The organism is Emticicia sp. GW821-FHT11C11, assembly GCF_058808615.1.
Genome location: NZ_JBXARV010000002.1, coordinates 534,049 through 550,862, shown reverse-complemented (window position 1 = coordinate 550,862; position 16,814 = coordinate 534,049). Strand labels below are relative to the sequence as shown.

Sequence of the window (16,814 nt, the reverse complement as noted above, 5' to 3'; positions counted from 1 at the left end):
AGCTGTGCGGCGATTTATACAATTGTATTAACAAGCGTATATTAGAGTTTTGTTTTATGAAAAATAAATTGTAATTAAAGCAAAGTGCCCCTTGGTTTAGGAGCACTTTCTTAAAATCTGCTACAGATTTATCTGTAATTAATAATAGTATTTATTCAAATCAGACCTTTGGCAATTCCCACGGAGAGCGGTAACGCGATTTTAGAAACTTGTTGCTTTCAGGGTCATTTTTAAACTGGCGTTTCTCAGCATCCCATTCCAGTTTTTTGCCTGTACGGTAAGCAATATTGCCCAGATGTGCCACTACAGCTGTATCGCGCCCCATCTCAATGGTGCAGTTAGGGTCTTTTCTGTCTTTAATGCACTCTAGCCAGTTTCTGGTATGATTATCCAGCCCGGCATCATAGTTCCGTCTTGGTGGTATAGGGTTCACGAGATATTTACCGTTATCCTGAAGTGGCAGTATTTTCCAATGCACACGATTAATGGCCAGAATACCGTTTTCACCAATAAAGGCCACACCAGGTTCACTTACATCGTCCAGATACGGCGAAGTACCCATGGCCATAAATTGTTCCCAGACCAAGCTAAAGTCGCCAAAGTCATAGACGGTTGTCAGCGTATCAGGGGTTTCCGCGGCATCATCCGGGAACGCCAGTTTACCACCAATGGCCATTACAGCTTTAGGTGATTTGGCATTCATGCCGGCCAGTACCATGTCGAGCATGTGTACACCCCAGTCTGTCATCAGGCCGCCGGCGTAATCCCAGAAATACCTGAATGTGCCATGAAACCTGTTTTTATTAAAAGGCCTTTTAGGAGCAGGCCCCAGCCATCGGTCGTAATCTACACCTTTTGGTGGTTCAGAATCAGGTACTATCTTGAAGTCTCTGCCATAATTTACATCAGCCCATGCTTTTACCTGCCGTATTTTTCCGATAGACCCCGTGCTTAGTTCCTTCAATGCATCTTTCCAGTGGCGGTCGCTTCGTTGCCATTGGCCAACCTGAACCACCCGGTTATACTTACGGGCAATTTTTACCATCAGGTCTGCTTCTTCAACAGTAATGGAAATCGGTTTTTCAACATACACATCTTTACCTGCTGCACAGGCATCACATACCTGTATGCAGTGCCAATGATCTGGCGTGCCGATGATAACCGCATGCAGGTCTTTCAGCTTTAATAAACTCCGGTGGTCATTAAAAGTCTGTGGTTTGTTGCCATAGGCTTTTTCTATTTCTGTGGCTCTTTGGGCAAGCAGGTCGGCATCTACATCGCACAGGGCAATGCATCGGGTATCTGCATTTTTCAGAAAAGAACGTAAATCGGCCCATCCCATACCTCTTACGCCTATCAAGGCAACATTAATCTGATCAGCGGCATTTCCGGCAGGTGAAGCCGCTTGGGCTTCTGCTATAGATACAGCGCCAACGGCGGCAGCACCAAGGGTAGATTTACCTAAATTTTTCAGGAATTTTCGGCGGTCGGTCATAGTAAACAGGTTTTGTTGTAGGTTAAAGTATGGTCTTGGTCTTTTATATCGGCAAATTGTGTACGGCTTTTAGTTTAGCTTGCTCTATATTTTTCAAACCCACTTTTTAAGCTATTCTCCAGTTCTTCAAAAGTACATTGAAGCGTATTATTTGTGATGTTGACCACCACATGATTACCTTCTTTACCTTTCTTCTTTGGACCCGTAGTTTTCTTAAGCACAATATTTACGAATTTCTTATTGAGCAGTTTAGTTGTTTTTATGTTGCTTATTTCTTTCCACGGAATATGCCCTCCCGAAATACCACTCGAATTATCAGTGATGCCCGTCTGGTCTATGATAATGCCCGGTTGCTGGTCGATTATTTTCTTTACAACCACATAGGCACTAAGACCGAACACTGCAATAGATAACATACCAATGCCTGACACAAAGTTCGGATTGCCCACTAATCCGTTTTTGAAATACCCGGGGTTGCTAACAAACCAGATACCAATTGCAAAAAAGGCAACGGTGCTGATTAGTAATAAAATGAGACGTTGTTTGTTCAGAGGAATTTCAATGCGTTCGTCAGTTGTTTTCATATCTTTGGTTTGAGGTGATAGTCTAAAATTAGAATATTAGGTTTGATTAAACAAATATTCGCCAAACTCAGTTAAAATTCCGGTAATGATGATTATCCCGGAGGCAATTCTTTCGATAAATTTGCAGGAGTTCTTAAAAACACTTAGTTTTCGTATTCAACCTAAATGATATTAAACACCAATGAAAAACAACTATTTGAAAACGATAATTTCGGCTATGGCTATAGCTGTGGTAATAAGTTCGTGTAATAAACCGGCAGAAACAAAAACACCTGCCCTTGCAGGCACCTGGAAATTACTGACAGGCACACTGATTGAAAAAGGAGACACAACTGTAACAGACTATACCAAAGGAGTATCGTTTATTAAGATTATTAACGATACTCATTTTGCTTTTATACAGCATGACTTGAATGGCGGTAAGGATTCAACTGCGGCTTTTTCAGCCGGTGGTGGCACTTACTCTCTGAAAGACAATGCTTATACTGAACATCTCGAGTACTGTAACGCCAGAGAGTGGGAAGGGCACGATTTTACTTTTACCATTGAAATCAAAAATGACACATTGGTACAGAGAGGAGTGGAAAAAATAGAAAGTGCGGGTATAGAAAGACTGAATATAGAGCGATATGTAAGGGTAAAATAGCGATAGCTATTAGTATATGCGTGTTGATTTGTTTATTTTCGAAGCAGCATATTCGAAAATAGATACAACCTATGAAACCTCACCTACTTGTTTTGATACTGGTAATAGCTCCCTTTTTTGCAAAGGCAGATATTGCCAGAGAAATCAGTTCTCCTGACCAATCTATTCGCCTTTCGGTCAATCTGGGACAAAAACTAAGCTATAGCGTTTATTACAAAAGTCAGTTGCTGGTGGCACCGTCTGAGATTGACATGATTTTGTATGACGGCAAAAAACTATCTGATGGCTTAGCCAATCCTGTATTTACGCAACGTGCTAACAAGAGCGTTATCATTTCTCCGGTACCCGAGAAGAGAAAACAGATTCCGGATGAATATCAGGAACTGACCATTACTTTAGCTAATTCGTTCGGGGTAATATTCAGAGTGTATAATGATGGGGTAGCTTATAGAATAGTAACCCGGTTCGAAACAGATATTCTGGTGAAAAATGAAGTGGCTTCGTTCCATTTCCCGGCCAACCATCCGGTTTATTTTCCTAAAGTAGTGCCGGATGCCAAAATGGATCGTTATCATACCAGCTTTGAAGAATTGTATACGCTGCAACCTATGGATAGCGTCGCTGCCGGTGATTTATTTTTCAATCCGGTTCTGATAGCTCCTCAGCAGGGGCCTAAAGTGGCCATAACCGAATCGGATTTGGAAGATTACCCCGGCATGTTTCTGACCGGAACCTTAGGAAATGCGCTCAAAGGAGATTTTGCGCCCTATCCGGCTGAAGAAACCGAATCGAAAGAATTGTACTCACTCCGGTATGTAACGAAGCGCTCTGATTTTCTGGCTAAAACCAAAGGAAACAGGGTTTTCCCGTGGCGGGTATTGATGATAGCCCCACACGATAAGGATTTGCCTGCCAACGACCTCGTGTACAGGTTAGCGTCACCGTCCCGTGTGGCGGACGTATCGTGGGTGAAACCCGGCAAGGCTACTGACGAATGGATTATAACTTCTAATATTTTCAATGTGCCTTTTAAGAGCGGTATCAATACGGCTACCTATCTGTATTACATAGATTTTGCCAAAAGATTCGGTTTCGAGCGGATTATGATGGACGCTGGGTGGAGTGATAACAACGACCTGTTCAAAATCAACCCTGAGATTGACATGGACAAAATCATGAGTTACGCCAAAAGCAAAGGAGTAAAAGTGAGCATGTGGACACTGGCGCTGACATTGGAAAAACAGTTGGAACCTGCCTTAGACCAGTTCAATAAGTGGGGTGTGGATTTTATTATGACCGATTTCATTAACAGAGATGATCAGAAAGCCGTACAGTTATTTTATAAAATTGCGGAAGCCTGTGCGCGTCATCGATTGATGCTGATGTTTCACGGGGCTTTTAAACCCGCAGGTTTTAACCGTACTTTCCCGCATGCAGTGGCGCGCGAAGCAGTGCTGGGCTCTGAGTATAACATCTGGAGCAATAAGGTAACACCCGAACATAATTTAAGACTACCCTTTATCAGAATGCTGGCCGGGCCGCTCGACTATGAACCGGGTATGCTTAACAATGCAACTGTAGCCGGTTTTAAACCGCATGCTGAAAACGTGATGTCGATGACCACCCGCACCCAGCAACTGGCCATGTTTGTGATTTATGAAAGCCCGATACAGTTTTTTGCCGGAAACCCTTCTCAAGGACTAATGGAACCGAAATTTATGGAGTTTTTAGGGGGTGTCCCTACCGTTTGGGATACTACAGAGGTAATAGATGCCAAAGTAAGTGATTATATTGTCACAGCCCGGAAGAAGGGCAAAACGTGGTATGTTGCCGCCATGACCGATGCCAATGCCCGCGATTTAATAGTACCGCTGGATTTTCTGGATGAAGGTATGTATACTGCCACTATTTGTAGAGATGGGTTAAATGCCGATAAATATCCGGCAGATTATGATATTTCAAACACAACATTAACCCGAAAGGAAGTACTTAAAATAGCGCTTGCTCCCGGTGGCGGTTATGTGATTAAACTGGTAAAGAAGTAAATAAAAAACCGGGGCACAAATAAAAATTGTGTCCCGGTCTGAAATTTTCCGATAGATAAGAAATTACTTCCGGGCTTTAATTTTGTTATATTCTTCCACTATTTTCTTTATATCGGTGGCTTCATAGCCTGTGCTGCCGATTTTCTTCATAAGCTCAGGGGCATCAGAGAAAAAGGTAAGAGCTATGTCCATAAAATCTTCTTCCTGATTTTTGCGTTTGACAACGGGCACTTCAACGCCCGATTCGTTTGATCGTTTCAGATACAGGCGTTTCACCAAAGCCGTTTCTTCAACAAAAGTCATGCGATTGTTGATGTCTTTGGTTTGTCTTACATGTTCTGTGGCTTCATAAGCAATCAGGCTTATCTCTCCTTTTACCACATAGGCTGCCAGTACAGTCTCTGCCTTACTGCGTTTTTTCTTATTTTCTACGTTAAATTGTGCATATTCTCTGTCTCCATCCGGGCTGTGCTTAATGATTGACTGTACATCTTTACTTTGTATAGTCGATTTCTTACTGGTTTGCGCATCCTTAAAACTAAAGCTATCACCCGCAATTGGCGAAGTGCTGCCTTTCAACACAGTACCATTTTTCAGGGTTATTTCAGTTGAATAGTATTTTACCTTTTTGTTGAGTGTCTGGCAGGCAAAGGTGCCGACAGTCAGCATAAAAAAAGCCAGATAACGATATCTGAATCCGGTTGAAGAGCGATTCATGGAATAGTAATTTTCTTTGATGTATTACGGTAAAACTGGTCTGATAAAGACATTCGCCAATATAGTGAAATTTGCCAAGATTTTAATATTTCTTCCAGAGGCGCATCCATAAAACCAGATATGTCTTTGATGTGAATGCCAGCGTGTAACTGATTGATTGTCAGTATGTAAAGGAATGGTAAAGTGCAAATATTTCTATCATATTCTGTTTGTTTTTCTGATGTTTTATGTAATTTTATTCGTAAAGAACTTGTAAGCGTGATATGATGACAAACGGATAGCGGTTGAATCATGCCACGCTTATTTGCTTTGCAGACTGAAAAACGCTAAAACTTTTAAATTTATGAACCAGTTGACCTATGACAAACCCGATAGAATCCGTTCAGTAGATATACTCCGCGGACTGGTGATGGTACTAATGGCTATTGACCATGTGCGTGTATACGCGGGTGTTCCACCCGGAGGTACTACGGCCGACGTATTTTTTACCCGCTGGGTTACCCATTTTTGTGCTCCCTCGTTTGTGTTTTTTGCCGGAACCAGCGCCTTTTTGTATGGGCAGAAAATAAACAACAAAGCGGGTCTGACGAAATTTCTGCTTACCAGAGGTTTGTTGCTGGTTGCGTTAGAACTTACGCTGATTCGGTTTACCTGGACTTTCAATCTCGACTATAGTTCATTCATCTTAGCAGGCGTTATCTGGATGTTGGGCTGGTGTATGGTATGGCTGGCGCTTTTTATTCGTCTTAATACCGGTTTAATAGGTATCTTGGGCTTGTGCATAATAGCTTTTCAGAAAATATTCAGCGACGTACCCCTGCTTTTCCCTGAATCCATGCGGGCGTCGGTTGGCAGTATCTGGGAGTTTTTCTATCCTGCAGGGTTTGAACCATTTGGTGGAATAGCCGTATTATATGTACTGATTCCCTGGATCGGCGTGATGATGGCAGGATACGGATTTGGGGCAATTTTAAGAAAAACGCCTGCAGTAAGAGACAAAATCTGTCTTGCCATCGGATTGACTGCCATAATCACATTTCTCATCTGGGGTAATATAGAGGTGTATTACAGCAATACGCCTAATAACCCGATACGGCCGCTTTTCAGGCTTCTTAGCCAAAGTAAGTATCCACCGTCGTTATTATATGTTCTTATGACGCTGGGGCCGATAATAACCTTAGTACCTCTGGCAGAACGGGCAAAGGGTTGGGGAGGCAAAATATTGTCAGTTTTCGGACAGGTGCCAATGTTTTATTATTTATTGCATATACCGCTTATTCATATCACGGCCCTGGTAGTAAATTATATCAGAGAAGGTGCCATACATCAGGAATGGTACACCACTGCCCCCTTTTCACAGGTACCTGACACCGGCCGGTGGCCTTTGACCCTGCTCTATCTGATTTTTGTAATAGATGTGGTAATTTTGTATTTCTTATGCCGATGGTATGCCCGGTACAAAAAGGCGAACCCTGAAAAAGGATGGCTGAAATATCTCTGATTTTATAATGAATAAAATTTATGGAATGTGGCGGATTTTCTATCTTTGAGATTATCCGGAAAAGTAATAGCATTAATGACAACAAACCAGCAGATTGACAAGCTCATAGGAGTTGTATATAATTATGAGGTAAGGCAGCAATCAGATTTGAAAAACTTACCTGTTTATGTTGAATTATGTCGGCAGATATTTGCCGAAGTACCCAATCTGAATGAGCGGCAATATCAAAACCTGCTGTATATACTGGTGAGTAAAAAACTCATACAGATTCAAGCCGACAATCTGCAGGATGCCTTTGATAAGCCCATTAGCTTAAGACCCGAAACAATAGCCTGGTATGAACAGTTTCACTCGTATTTTGATTATTTAGATTATCTGGAACAGAAGAATCAGCCCAGAGCTTTTCTGGAAGATTTTGATGATCCTGAACCGGAAGAATCGGAGCAAAAATCTATCTGGGCTAAAATGCCTTTATGGGGTAAGATTCTTGTGTTAATTATCGTAATTACAGGGGTAGTAATAATCGCTACAGGAATTGGTAAGCAATAAATCTTATTTAAAAGCATTCAGAAAATCTTGTGGCCACCCTGGGTTTTTAATAGTTAGTAAAAAAACCACAAAAGCGAAAGTAACAATACACCCGAAAAACATAATAATAAAACTTTTTGTAGGATTATAAGAATCCAGCATGAATTTGTCAGGATCATTCTCTAAATAAATGATTTCAACATTTGTCCCTTTCTCAATGTATTTCTGTTCATTAAACCCATAAGAAGCCTTCGTATGGATTGTTTGTCCGAGATAGGTTCTGAACTTAACAACGGGGAAATAGGACTTCTGACCTTTACTGGTTGATTGTATTTCATAATCAGTAATTTCTCCAATCGCTTTTAGACCATGCTTTCTGAATTGCTTATATTTTAAATAATAGTGTCCTAATATAAAAAGAATAATGATTTGTAGAAGTGCACTGAGAATAATAGAAAGTCCGGTAGTCATAGCAATAGTGTTGAGGTTTGTAAAATAAATAATGTAAAAATAGAGATTTTATAGAGGAGTAGAAATTATTCTTACTAAACGGTGGAATGCAAGTCCGATACCGAATTTAATGTGTGATGAAAGGTTTAATTTTATCAGAACACTTCCCCGAAATTGAAGTATATATTTTTGGAGCCGTCAGTGCCGACTGCATAATCAATAGCCAGATTGGCCCTCGAAAATTTATTGACCCGTATGCGAAGTCCTGTACCAAAAGCGGGAATAACTTTCTGAAATCGATTATTGGCAACTTCACTTACTGTTTGAAGGTTAGAAAATAATACACCGCCTAAAAACTGGCTTCTGGTGAGGGCAAACCTGTATTCTGTTTCGAAATACATCAGGTTCTTCCCTCTGAACCTGCCCTGAATGTACCCTCTCCCCATATTTACATTGGTGTCCCAACCTGTACTGGGCATGTCAAGGTAGGGCAGGTTGCCTCGGGTAAACATATTATATGACCAGAATGCCAGTATATGATTGGTGTTTCCGCTAAGGTCGAAATACTTACGGGCATCTATCAATAAAGACTGGTAATTGGTATTACTACCAAGACTTTTTAAGCTCTGCCTGAATACCAGATTCGTATAGAATCCTTGTGTGGCACTCATGGCATTAGTCCTGCTATCAAATAACAGCGAAAAGGTTGGCCCCGATGAAACTGATTTGCCCGACACACCGAGCGTGTGACCGGAAATGTTTTCCACGCCGATGCCGTCAGCGAAACTCTTTATTTTCCAATGATTATCATATTGATAACCAATACCTAAATACAGGTTTTTACCGATACTGCGCATCAGGGTCTGGTAAAGTCTCAGATACCTGAAATTCATATCTATGGCATTGTTTAAAGAGGTGTTCATCCCCAAGCCATAAGTTGCCTGCGGATAATTCATCAACCGCCAGTCGGTCGAGAAATAATACTTGTTGTTTTTAGAAAAATAACTGGTGGTATACTGCAATATCGATTGTTTGTTTTGTGTATAAGTAGCCGCTAAGTTAAGTATAGACACATTAGCGTTGGTGTTGCGGATGGCCACATTGGTAACTACCTGCAATAAAAATTTACTTTGTGGTGCGTAGCCCGGAGTGGGTAGTATGGCCACTACTCTGCCCCCTTCCTTGAGCGAAGTAGAATCGGTCTTTCTTGGTTTTTTTGTATGGAATATTTTACGAAGCAGATCTGTTACATCTCTTTGCTGAGAATAGGGTATTTGAGCCTGCAATAAACCTGGCGTAAGAAGTAATAATATAAAGACGATTGTGTGTCGGATCATATTTTAAGCGGTAGCCGGTCATGTCATAATTTTACAAATAACGGGCTTAATCACATGTATTAACGAATATAGAATAAAAAAAGGTGGTATTTCAACACCTTTTTTGAAAAGATTTTGATTGATTGGTCTCCGAAAGGAGATTGAATAACAGAAAGGTGGATGGGTTTAGAAAAATTAATGAATTCTATTGGCTGATTGTAGAATAATGAAGAAATTAAGCCTGTGTTTAAACAAATAGTCATGGATATGAAAAAAGGAGGATTATTATTGGTGTTCATATATCTGGTTGGCCTGACCTTCGTCCGGGCGCAATCTCTGGCACAGAAAATCTCTCTGCCGCCTGTACCTGCTTCAATAGAGTTTGCCGGAGAAAAAGTGCTGCTAAATAACCCCATCATCTATGAGCAATTGCAGCAGGAACTAATCAAAAATGTTTACAAACATTCTTCGACTTTGACTATTCTTAGTCGTGTAGCGAGATACAAAGAGAGAATAACCAGTATTTTGCAAAAAAACAAAGTGCCTGAAGACTTCTTTTATCTGGCCGTAATTGAAAGTGAACTTTGGCCCTATGCCAATTCGGGTAAAGCCGCCGGATTCTGGCAGTTCAGAGACTCTACCGCCAAAGAATATAAACTGGAGGTGTCTAAATTCGTAGATCAACGCCGGGACCTGGAGCTGTCAACACAGGCGGCCTGTAATTTTCTGAATAATCTGAACAGGACTTTCAATAACTGGACACTTACCGCTGCCGCCTACAATTCGGGGCGTACCAGTTTAATGAACACACTGAAAATACAAAAAGTACAGTCTTATTATGATTTACACCTGACGCTCGAAACCGGAGATTACGTGTTCAGAATACTGGCCTTGAAATTAATTTGTGAAAACCCCGGCCAATATGGATTTGAGTTGACTAAGAACGAAGCTCCTGATCCGGTGGAGGTTCTGGAAGTAAAAGAAGATATTAACCTGATTGATTTGGCCGGGAAATACAACATCACTTATAAAACGCTGAAATACTATAACCCCTGGCTGGTGTATAATCCCGGCTCGATGAAGACGGATAAGTATTATGAAGAAAATAAATGGATGAATGTGATGTTTGAGGTGAAGCCCGGACGAACTTATAAGTTTCTAATACCCAAAAAGCCCTGAATAGAAAATGAATGAGATGAAGGTGAGACCAGCAAGCATTGACGAGATAGATATACTCCTGACATTTGAACAGGGAATTGTAGAAGCAGAGCGCCCTTTCGACAAAACCTTAAAGGATGGAGAAATTCATTACTATGATTTGAAGTACCTGATTGAGTTGCCGACAGCTGAAGTGGCAGTGGCAGAAATCGGTGAGGAAGTAGTGGGGTCAGGATATGCGGTTATAAAAGAAGCCAAGCCGTATCTGAAACATGACCGGTACGCTTACTTGGGCTTTATGTTTGTAAAGCCCGAATGCAGAGAACTTGGCGTAAACAAAACCATTTTGGAATATTTGAAGAAATGGGCCGCCGGACAAAACATCGCTGAGATTCGCCTGGAAGTATATGATGACAATACGGTTGCGAAAAAAGCCTATGAAAAAGCAGGGTTCAAAGGTAATCTGCTGGAAATGCGGATGGAAATAGATATCAACGATTATGCTTCATAGTTTATAAAACAGATACATAAATGATTGAAAAGGGTTTTGAGGCAATTGATAAACAAACAGCAAGTCATTATTTATGGGGTGATAATTGCGATAGCTGGGTTTTGGTTGATATCGAGGGACTATCAGTCAAGCAGGAATGTATGCCCGCAGATACCAGAGAAAAATTGCATGTGCACGCCCATGCCCGGCAGTTTTTCTTCATATTAAAAGGTACCGCCACATTTTACCCGAACGGTGAAAAGATATTGATTGGCGCACAGACAGGCTTATTAATCAAACAAGGCACTGAACATTTTATTGCGAACGAAACTAATGAAGAACTGGAGTTTCTGGTGATATCGCAACCTGGCACTAATCAGGACAGAATCACGTTGGAGTAGGAGATTTAAAAACAAAAAGAACCGGCTTGTTCTACTATTACAAAACCGGTTCGGGACTCGCATAATGACTATTTCTGACTATACCAACTTACCGTTTGTTTGACAATCTGCTCCGCTGTGGTGGCATGATTCCCGAAGCGATGGATGAACTTGTCATGATTCAACAGATAAGGGTATTCAAACTGGTAAGCCAATTCGTAATATTCTTTAATCAACGGATTAAACAAACCGGCAGCACGAACCACTACCTTAGGTAATACCATTACTTTGGCTTTTCTTTTGGTTTCTTCCTCAAAAAGCTCAATCCATTGGTATAAATTCAAGGCAGGAGCGTTGGGCGTGTGCCATATCTGTCCGAATGCATCTGCTGCCGTACTTACTGCCACAATCGCCTCGGCAAAGTCGTGGATGTAAGTAAATGTATGATGCAAGGCTGGCTTACCCGAAAGCATAATACTTTTACCTGCATAGAGTCTTTCCAGAAAATCGGTACCGAAAAGCCCCTTGTAAATTCTTGGCCCTATGAAGTCGGCCGCTTTTACGAAGGCGACTCTCTGACTGAACTCTTCATTCGAATTCAGAAGTGTATCAATCACCGTTGTACGAATCATGCCTTTTTGAGTAGTAGCCTTGTGAGGCATTGTCTCAATCATGGCTTCTCCTTTCACGTTACCGTATGAGTATAGGTTGTCAGCAAAAACCAGACGCGCCTTGCTTTTGCTTAAAGCCTGCGCCAGTGCATGGGCTGTAGCCGGATAAAACCCCTGCCACAATTGATAAGGTACATCGGTGCAACTGAAAATAACTTCTGACATCGCTGCAATCTCATCCATATCGCTGCTTTTCGTTACATCTGCAGCCATTACATGAACATTATCCGGGAGCGAAATGGCCGTTTCCAATTGTCCTTTTCTGTTTACCAACGTTATTTCTTCGTCTGGATTTTTGCGAATTAGGGCTTCCAGAATGGTAAGCCCTAATTGTCCTGTTCCTAAAATGGTTTTCATTAGTTGCAACAGCTATTAGAAGAAGAATGAATAACTGATCCCCGGTGTCGGATTTATCTTCAGACTTTGTCCCTGAGAAGCCACAGCTATTGCCCCGATTCTAAGGTTAACTCCTTGCCACACCATCCAGCGGAAGCCTGCTTCAATGCCCATGGCATTTTTCCCTTCGTAGTCGCGGTTATATCCTCTCAGGTATGACGCCCCTGCATAGAATGATGACGGATTTTCTTTTTTGCCTACCGGTAAGAACCATACGGTTGCACCTACTTTAAGGAAATTGGTGTTTTCGCCAGATTTGAATGCGGTCGGATAATAGCCCGCATGAACCGATACCTGTTTGTGGCGATACTCGGCTCCGACTGACGGGTTCCTGAATCCGTTAATACTGAGTTCATTTTTAGAAAAACGACTTTGAGCGAAAGAGCCAAGAGATACTACTAAAAGGATGATTGTAAAAATTGATTTCATTTTGATTGATATTTAAATTTTGATAATTGATTTATTTGAATGTGTACATTATTTACTTGCTAATTTGTATTTACCGATGTGAGGCACTACGTCTCCACCCATGTAGAGGTATCCGTTGTGTTCTTTCACTGCGCCTGCTTCAGGCATGGTTATTCCTTTGGTATCGAATAAGGTGTCGAGTATTTTGCCATCGGCTGAAATGTGCATCACCATTCCGAATTTCTCGGCTTTAGGTTGTAGAAACTCAGGTAGCGCATAGACCAGCTTTTTCATACCTGTTTTAGGATGGATTTTATCGAGTGCGTCGGTTCTTTTGGTCGAAAAACCTAACCAGTAGCTGCCGTCGTCTCTGATAGAAATGCCATTGGGAAAGCCCGGGAGATTATCAAGGAATGTTTCGGTCTGGCCTGCCTTACTGCCTTTGAGCCAGTATTTCAGCACTCTGTATTTAGAGGTTTCTACCAATAATGCGTAGTCTTCGGTCTTTGACAGCGTTACGCCATTTCCAAAATAGGTGCCATCGATGAGTGTCTTTACCTGACCAGTGCCTAGGTCGTAACTGTAAAATCCGCCTATCGGGGTCATTTCCAGTATAATCTTTTTACCATACTTGATGGTGTAAGGAGCAACGTGAGAGGTATTAGAGAAGTAGATTTTGCCGTCGGAGGCAATATCCAGCCCGTTTGGAATGTAAAAGGGTTTCCCGTTCTCATCTTTATTGGCCAGCACGGTGACTTTTTTATCAGGACTGATGCGGATGAGCCCTTCACGATGACTAAGTGCAATCAGATTACTGTCTGCGTCGAAATGAAGACCAGCTACCCATGAACGGGCATTGTAGAAGACTTCAACTTTACCAGCCGGACTGATTTTCAGGATTCTGCCATCGTTGAATTCTGTAGTGCCGTTGTGTACACCACAATACAAGTTTCCGGCTTTATCGAAAATGATATCTTCCGGCCCGAAACCTTTTTGGGTATCGGTGTCAATAGATATTTTTTCAGAAGTGCTTAATTTTTCATTCAGAGCCGACTCGGTAAACTTAGGATTATCCATCGGTTTCCATGATTTCGGATGAATGGTACAGGCATTGAGTGCCATTGCTAACACAATGAAACAATGCAGAGATGTATTTTTGAAGATTTGCATATTGTCTTTTTGTTTAATTGACAATGCAAATTTCGGAGTAACAGAACCGCTTTTACTGGACAAATGTCCAAAAAGGAAAATCAGCGGATATTATTTCGGATGCGGCTGAGGTGGCGGGGAGTTACTCCCAGAATTGAGGCTAAATATTGCAGCGGAATGTGTTGCAGCAGATGAGGCTCTTCTTTGAGCATTTTTTCGTAGCGTTGTTCGGCATTTAATACGATGAGGTCGTGCCGGGTGGCATCAATACCGCAGATAGAGCGTTCCAGCAGATGAATATAAAATTCTTTGAAGCCCGGAATCTCATTAACCAATCGCTTTAACTCGGGTTTACTGATGAGGCTGATGGTGCTGTCGACCAATGCCCTTATGTTTTCACGAGCGGGAGCCTCCCCTACAAAGCTTAGTAGAGAAGCTAAAAAAGTACCTTCAATTGAAATATAGGTGGTTATTTCTTCGCCTTCTTTCAGCGAATAATACTGAAACATACCGCTTTCAACAAAACCTATGTATCGGCTTGTTTTGCCTTCTTCTACCAGATGTTCGTTTTTTCTGAAGGTTTTAAAAATGAAGGCATTGAGTATTTTTTCCAGATTTTCTCCAGAAAAACCGATCATTTCAAATTGTTTTCTCAGTTTGGGGGCGGCAGGCATAGGTTCTTAAAGAAGAGACTATACAAAGTTAATAAAACTAAGCAAATCGCAAACGCTTACATTCAGGCGAGCAAAAGTTTTCTGTATTTTAATGGCTTTTTTAAAAACTGAAAGAGAAATAATTGATAAATTTGTATATACCGATTGAATTAAAATCGAACAGAATTATGGAAAACTCAGCTATTAAAGATCCTCTTTTTTTGCGGGCAGTAGAAGCTATTGATGCAGGAGATATCTCAACCTTACAATATCTGCTGGCAGAAAATACCCAGCTGATCAATACAAGACTTGATGTGCCGGATGAGGGCTATTTCAAAAATCCGTACCTGATGTGGTTTGTAGCAGATAACCCCATACGCAACAACAAACTACCTGTCAACATTGTGGACATTACCCGATTGTTGATTGAAAATGCTCGCCTGAATGCCCCTGATAATTTTCAGTTTCAGATTGATTATACTTTCGGGCTGGTGTCAACCGGGAGAGTACCACGCGACTGTGGCGTACAGATTGAGTTAATGGATTTGCTGATAGATGCAGGAGTTACTCCTGCCGGAAGTATAGGTGCATTGGCACATGGAAATGCCGAGGCAGCTCGGTATTTGATAAGTAAAGGAGAGACATTAGCGTTGGGAGTGGCTGTAGGGCTCGACCTCCTGGAAGAATTTGCACAGTTATTAAGCAGCGCCACTCAAACCGATAAACAGATTGCACTGATGGTAGCCGCCTTTTATGGTAAACCGGACATAATAAAACAGCTGATAGCCAGCGGTGTTGATGTGAATGCCTATCTGGAGCCTTCGTCCGGTTTTCATCATCATGCTAGTGCTTTGCATCAGGCGGTTTATTCAGGAAATATTGAAGCTGTAAAACTGTTGCTGAACGCTGGAGCCAATACCCATACTACAGACAGGATTTACGGAGTTACACCCCTTGGTTGGGCCAAGTACAGCCAAACGGAAAATGCTGATAAAGAAATGATAAAGAAATATGCTGAAATTGAACAGCTTTTCTACGTTTAATTGTATTCAATTTCTTTATTGCTTTAACAAGGTGCTGGTCTCATAAAGGTATCGCTGTTAAACAACATCGGTATAGGTTTCTATACATTTTTTGAAGATAGCCTGGTTAATTGTCTTTTGATGGATGGAATTCAATCATTTAAAAATTCTCTTCTATGAGTTCATGATTAACAAATGCTCCTGTCATGGAACCTGAAGATACAGCTAATGCCACAGAACGACCGAAATTTGAATTGTCGCCACAGGCAAAAACACCTGCCACATTGGTTTTTTGAAGACTATTTACCTTGATAAGTCCATGATCATTCAATTCACAACCTAGTTTTTCCGGAATCTCGCAATGTTGCACAAAAGCCGGTCTGTTATAGATCGCATTCAGGTTGATGGACGTGCCATCCTCTAAAACAACAGAAGCGAGCTGTCCGTTTGTATGTGCAATTTTGCTGATGGGGGTTTCAACAATGGGTATATTATGTTTTTTAAGCTTTAAGGTTTGTTCCTCATTGAGTGTTGAAGCTCCATTGGTAAACAGAGTAAGGTCTTTTGTCCATTGATGAATCAGCCTTGCATACTGTATGGCGGCTTCACCATTGGCAATGATTCCCGTTTTCTGTTGCCGTACTTCATAGCCATGGCAATACGGACAGTGAATGACAGAAATCCCCCAGCATTCAGTGAAGCCCTTTATGGCAGGCATTGTGTCTTTTATTCCGGTGGCAAAAATCAGCTTTTTGGCAGAGAAGACCTCTCCGCTTTGGGTTTCTACTTCAAAAACATCAGCCGACCTGACAGAATTCATGGCTAGCCCTTTATGAAAATGAATCGTTTGATACCGGGCAAGTTGTTCCAGAGCTATATCAGCAATCTCCTGTGGCTTGCGGCCATCCTGTGTCAGGAAATTATGTGAATGCGGCGTTTGTCTGTTGCAGGGCAGGCCGGAATCTATTACGAGTACTTTTCTCAATGCGCGCCCTAAACTCATGGCCGCTGATAGCCCGGCGTAACTGCCGCCGATAATGATTACTTCGAATTCCGTACTGCTTTGCATAGGATTGATTGAAACAATGTGCCTGATAGTTTGAATATATTCTTTATTTGCAACAGGGTTGCAAATTTAAAAGTTCGGAAAGATATAATAATATTTTGGCCGGACTCACGTAACTTGGGTGTCGATATAGGAATTT

19 protein-coding genes are annotated in these 16,814 nt (G+C 41.5%); 8 read left to right on the top strand and 11 right to left on the bottom strand.

From position 1 onward, the window contains the following. Window positions 1-160 precede the first annotated feature (160 nt). Window positions 161-1,495: a Gfo/Idh/MocA family protein gene (locus AC1RRY_RS12235; protein ID WP_492820418.1), complete on the bottom strand. Its 1,335-nt coding sequence runs from the start codon at window positions 1,493-1,495 to the stop codon at window positions 161-163. A gap of 74 nt (window positions 1,496-1,569) precedes the next feature. Then, on the bottom strand, window positions 1,570-2,079 hold the full coding sequence (locus AC1RRY_RS12230; RefSeq protein WP_492820420.1) for an STM3941 family protein: 510 nt from the start codon (window positions 2,077-2,079) through the stop codon (window positions 1,570-1,572). Window positions 2,080-2,296: 217 nt separating this feature from the next. Here AC1RRY_RS12230 and AC1RRY_RS12225 point away from each other — a divergent pair, with 217 nt between their 5' ends. Both AC1RRY_RS12225 and AC1RRY_RS12220 read left to right on the top strand, forming a co-directional pair. Continuing rightward, window positions 2,297-2,725, top strand: coding sequence for a hypothetical protein (locus AC1RRY_RS12225; RefSeq protein ID WP_492821315.1), 429 nt, complete (start codon window positions 2,297-2,299; stop codon window positions 2,723-2,725). 71 nt (window positions 2,726-2,796) lie between these two features. Then, window positions 2,797-4,770, top strand: a complete 1,974-nt coding sequence (locus AC1RRY_RS12220) for a glycoside hydrolase family 97 protein (protein ID WP_492820422.1) — start codon at window positions 2,797-2,799, stop codon at window positions 4,768-4,770. A 63-nt stretch (window positions 4,771-4,833) separates the two neighbouring features. Here the strand turns inward: AC1RRY_RS12220 and AC1RRY_RS12215 are convergent, their stop codons facing one another. Next, a complete protein-coding gene (locus AC1RRY_RS12215; protein WP_492820424.1) occupies window positions 4,834-5,487 on the bottom strand; it encodes a hypothetical protein in 654 nt (217 codons plus the stop codon). Next, window positions 5,484-5,780: a hypothetical protein gene (locus AC1RRY_RS12210; protein WP_492820426.1), complete on the bottom strand. Its 297-nt coding sequence runs from the start codon at window positions 5,778-5,780 to the stop codon at window positions 5,484-5,486. The genes AC1RRY_RS12215 and AC1RRY_RS12210 overlap by 4 nt, the downstream gene beginning before the upstream one ends. Window positions 5,781-5,830: 50 nt before the next feature. Here AC1RRY_RS12210 and AC1RRY_RS12205 point away from each other — a divergent pair, with 50 nt between their 5' ends. Further along, window positions 5,831-6,988 (top strand): acetyltransferase domain-containing protein, encoded by a 1,158-nt coding sequence (locus tag AC1RRY_RS12205; protein ID WP_492820428.1) that lies wholly within the window; start codon window positions 5,831-5,833, stop codon window positions 6,986-6,988. A gap of 75 nt (window positions 6,989-7,063) precedes the next feature. Continuing rightward, window positions 7,064-7,537 (top strand): hypothetical protein, encoded by a 474-nt coding sequence (locus AC1RRY_RS12200; protein WP_492820430.1) that lies wholly within the window; start codon window positions 7,064-7,066, stop codon window positions 7,535-7,537. Window positions 7,538-7,540: 3 nt separating this feature from the next. On the opposite strand, the gene AC1RRY_RS12195 is transcribed toward AC1RRY_RS12200, so the two are convergent. Further along, complete coding sequence (locus AC1RRY_RS12195) at window positions 7,541-7,987, bottom strand: DUF3592 domain-containing protein (RefSeq protein WP_492820432.1); 447 nt, start codon at window positions 7,985-7,987, stop codon at window positions 7,541-7,543. A 134-nt stretch (window positions 7,988-8,121) separates the two neighbouring features. Next, window positions 8,122-9,303, bottom strand: coding sequence for a BamA/TamA family outer membrane protein (locus AC1RRY_RS12190; protein WP_492820434.1), 1,182 nt, complete (start codon window positions 9,301-9,303; stop codon window positions 8,122-8,124). A 246-nt stretch (window positions 9,304-9,549) separates the two neighbouring features. On the opposite strand from AC1RRY_RS12190, the gene AC1RRY_RS12185 reads away from it, so the two are divergent. The 3 genes from AC1RRY_RS12185 to AC1RRY_RS12175 are packed head-to-tail and all read left to right on the top strand — an operon-like array spanning window position 9,550 to window position 11,331. Beyond that, window positions 9,550-10,461, top strand: a complete 912-nt coding sequence (locus AC1RRY_RS12185; protein ID WP_492820436.1) for a lytic transglycosylase domain-containing protein — start codon at window positions 9,550-9,552, stop codon at window positions 10,459-10,461. A 7-nt stretch (window positions 10,462-10,468) separates the two neighbouring features. Further along, entirely contained in the window at window positions 10,469-10,951 is a 483-nt protein-coding gene (locus AC1RRY_RS12180) for a GNAT family N-acetyltransferase (RefSeq protein WP_492820438.1), read from the top strand. A gap of 20 nt (window positions 10,952-10,971) precedes the next feature. Beyond that, window positions 10,972-11,331, top strand: coding sequence for a cupin domain-containing protein (locus AC1RRY_RS12175; RefSeq protein WP_492820440.1), 360 nt, complete (start codon window positions 10,972-10,974; stop codon window positions 11,329-11,331). Between the two features lie 68 nt (window positions 11,332-11,399). Here AC1RRY_RS12175 and AC1RRY_RS12170 read toward each other — a convergent pair whose 3' ends face one another. The 4 genes from AC1RRY_RS12170 to AC1RRY_RS12155 all read right to left on the bottom strand — a co-directional run bounded on the left by AC1RRY_RS12170 (window position 11,400) and on the right by AC1RRY_RS12155 (window position 14,572). Then, a complete protein-coding gene (locus tag AC1RRY_RS12170; RefSeq protein WP_492820442.1) occupies window positions 11,400-12,338 on the bottom strand; it encodes an NAD-dependent epimerase/dehydratase family protein in 939 nt (312 codons plus the stop codon). A 15-nt stretch (window positions 12,339-12,353) separates the two neighbouring features. Further along, window positions 12,354-12,806, bottom strand: a complete 453-nt coding sequence (locus AC1RRY_RS12165) for a hypothetical protein (RefSeq protein WP_492820444.1) — start codon at window positions 12,804-12,806, stop codon at window positions 12,354-12,356. Window positions 12,807-12,854: 48 nt separating this feature from the next. Continuing rightward, window positions 12,855-13,955 (bottom strand): SMP-30/gluconolactonase/LRE family protein, encoded by a 1,101-nt coding sequence (locus AC1RRY_RS12160; RefSeq protein ID WP_492820446.1) that lies wholly within the window; start codon window positions 13,953-13,955, stop codon window positions 12,855-12,857. An 80-nt stretch (window positions 13,956-14,035) separates the two neighbouring features. Then, the gene (locus AC1RRY_RS12155) at window positions 14,036-14,572 is read right to left on the bottom strand and encodes a Crp/Fnr family transcriptional regulator (protein WP_492820448.1); all 537 of its coding nucleotides are present in this window, start codon (window positions 14,570-14,572) and stop codon (window positions 14,036-14,038) included. A 203-nt stretch (window positions 14,573-14,775) separates the two neighbouring features. Between AC1RRY_RS12155 and AC1RRY_RS12150 the strand changes: the two genes are divergently transcribed. Next, window positions 14,776-15,630: an ankyrin repeat domain-containing protein gene (locus tag AC1RRY_RS12150; RefSeq protein ID WP_492820450.1), complete on the top strand. Its 855-nt coding sequence runs from the start codon at window positions 14,776-14,778 to the stop codon at window positions 15,628-15,630. A gap of 139 nt (window positions 15,631-15,769) precedes the next feature. Here AC1RRY_RS12150 and AC1RRY_RS12145 read toward each other — a convergent pair whose 3' ends face one another. Then, window positions 15,770-16,678, bottom strand: coding sequence for an NAD(P)/FAD-dependent oxidoreductase (locus tag AC1RRY_RS12145; RefSeq protein ID WP_492820452.1), 909 nt, complete (start codon window positions 16,676-16,678; stop codon window positions 15,770-15,772). Between the last annotated feature and the right edge of the window lie 136 nt (window positions 16,679-16,814).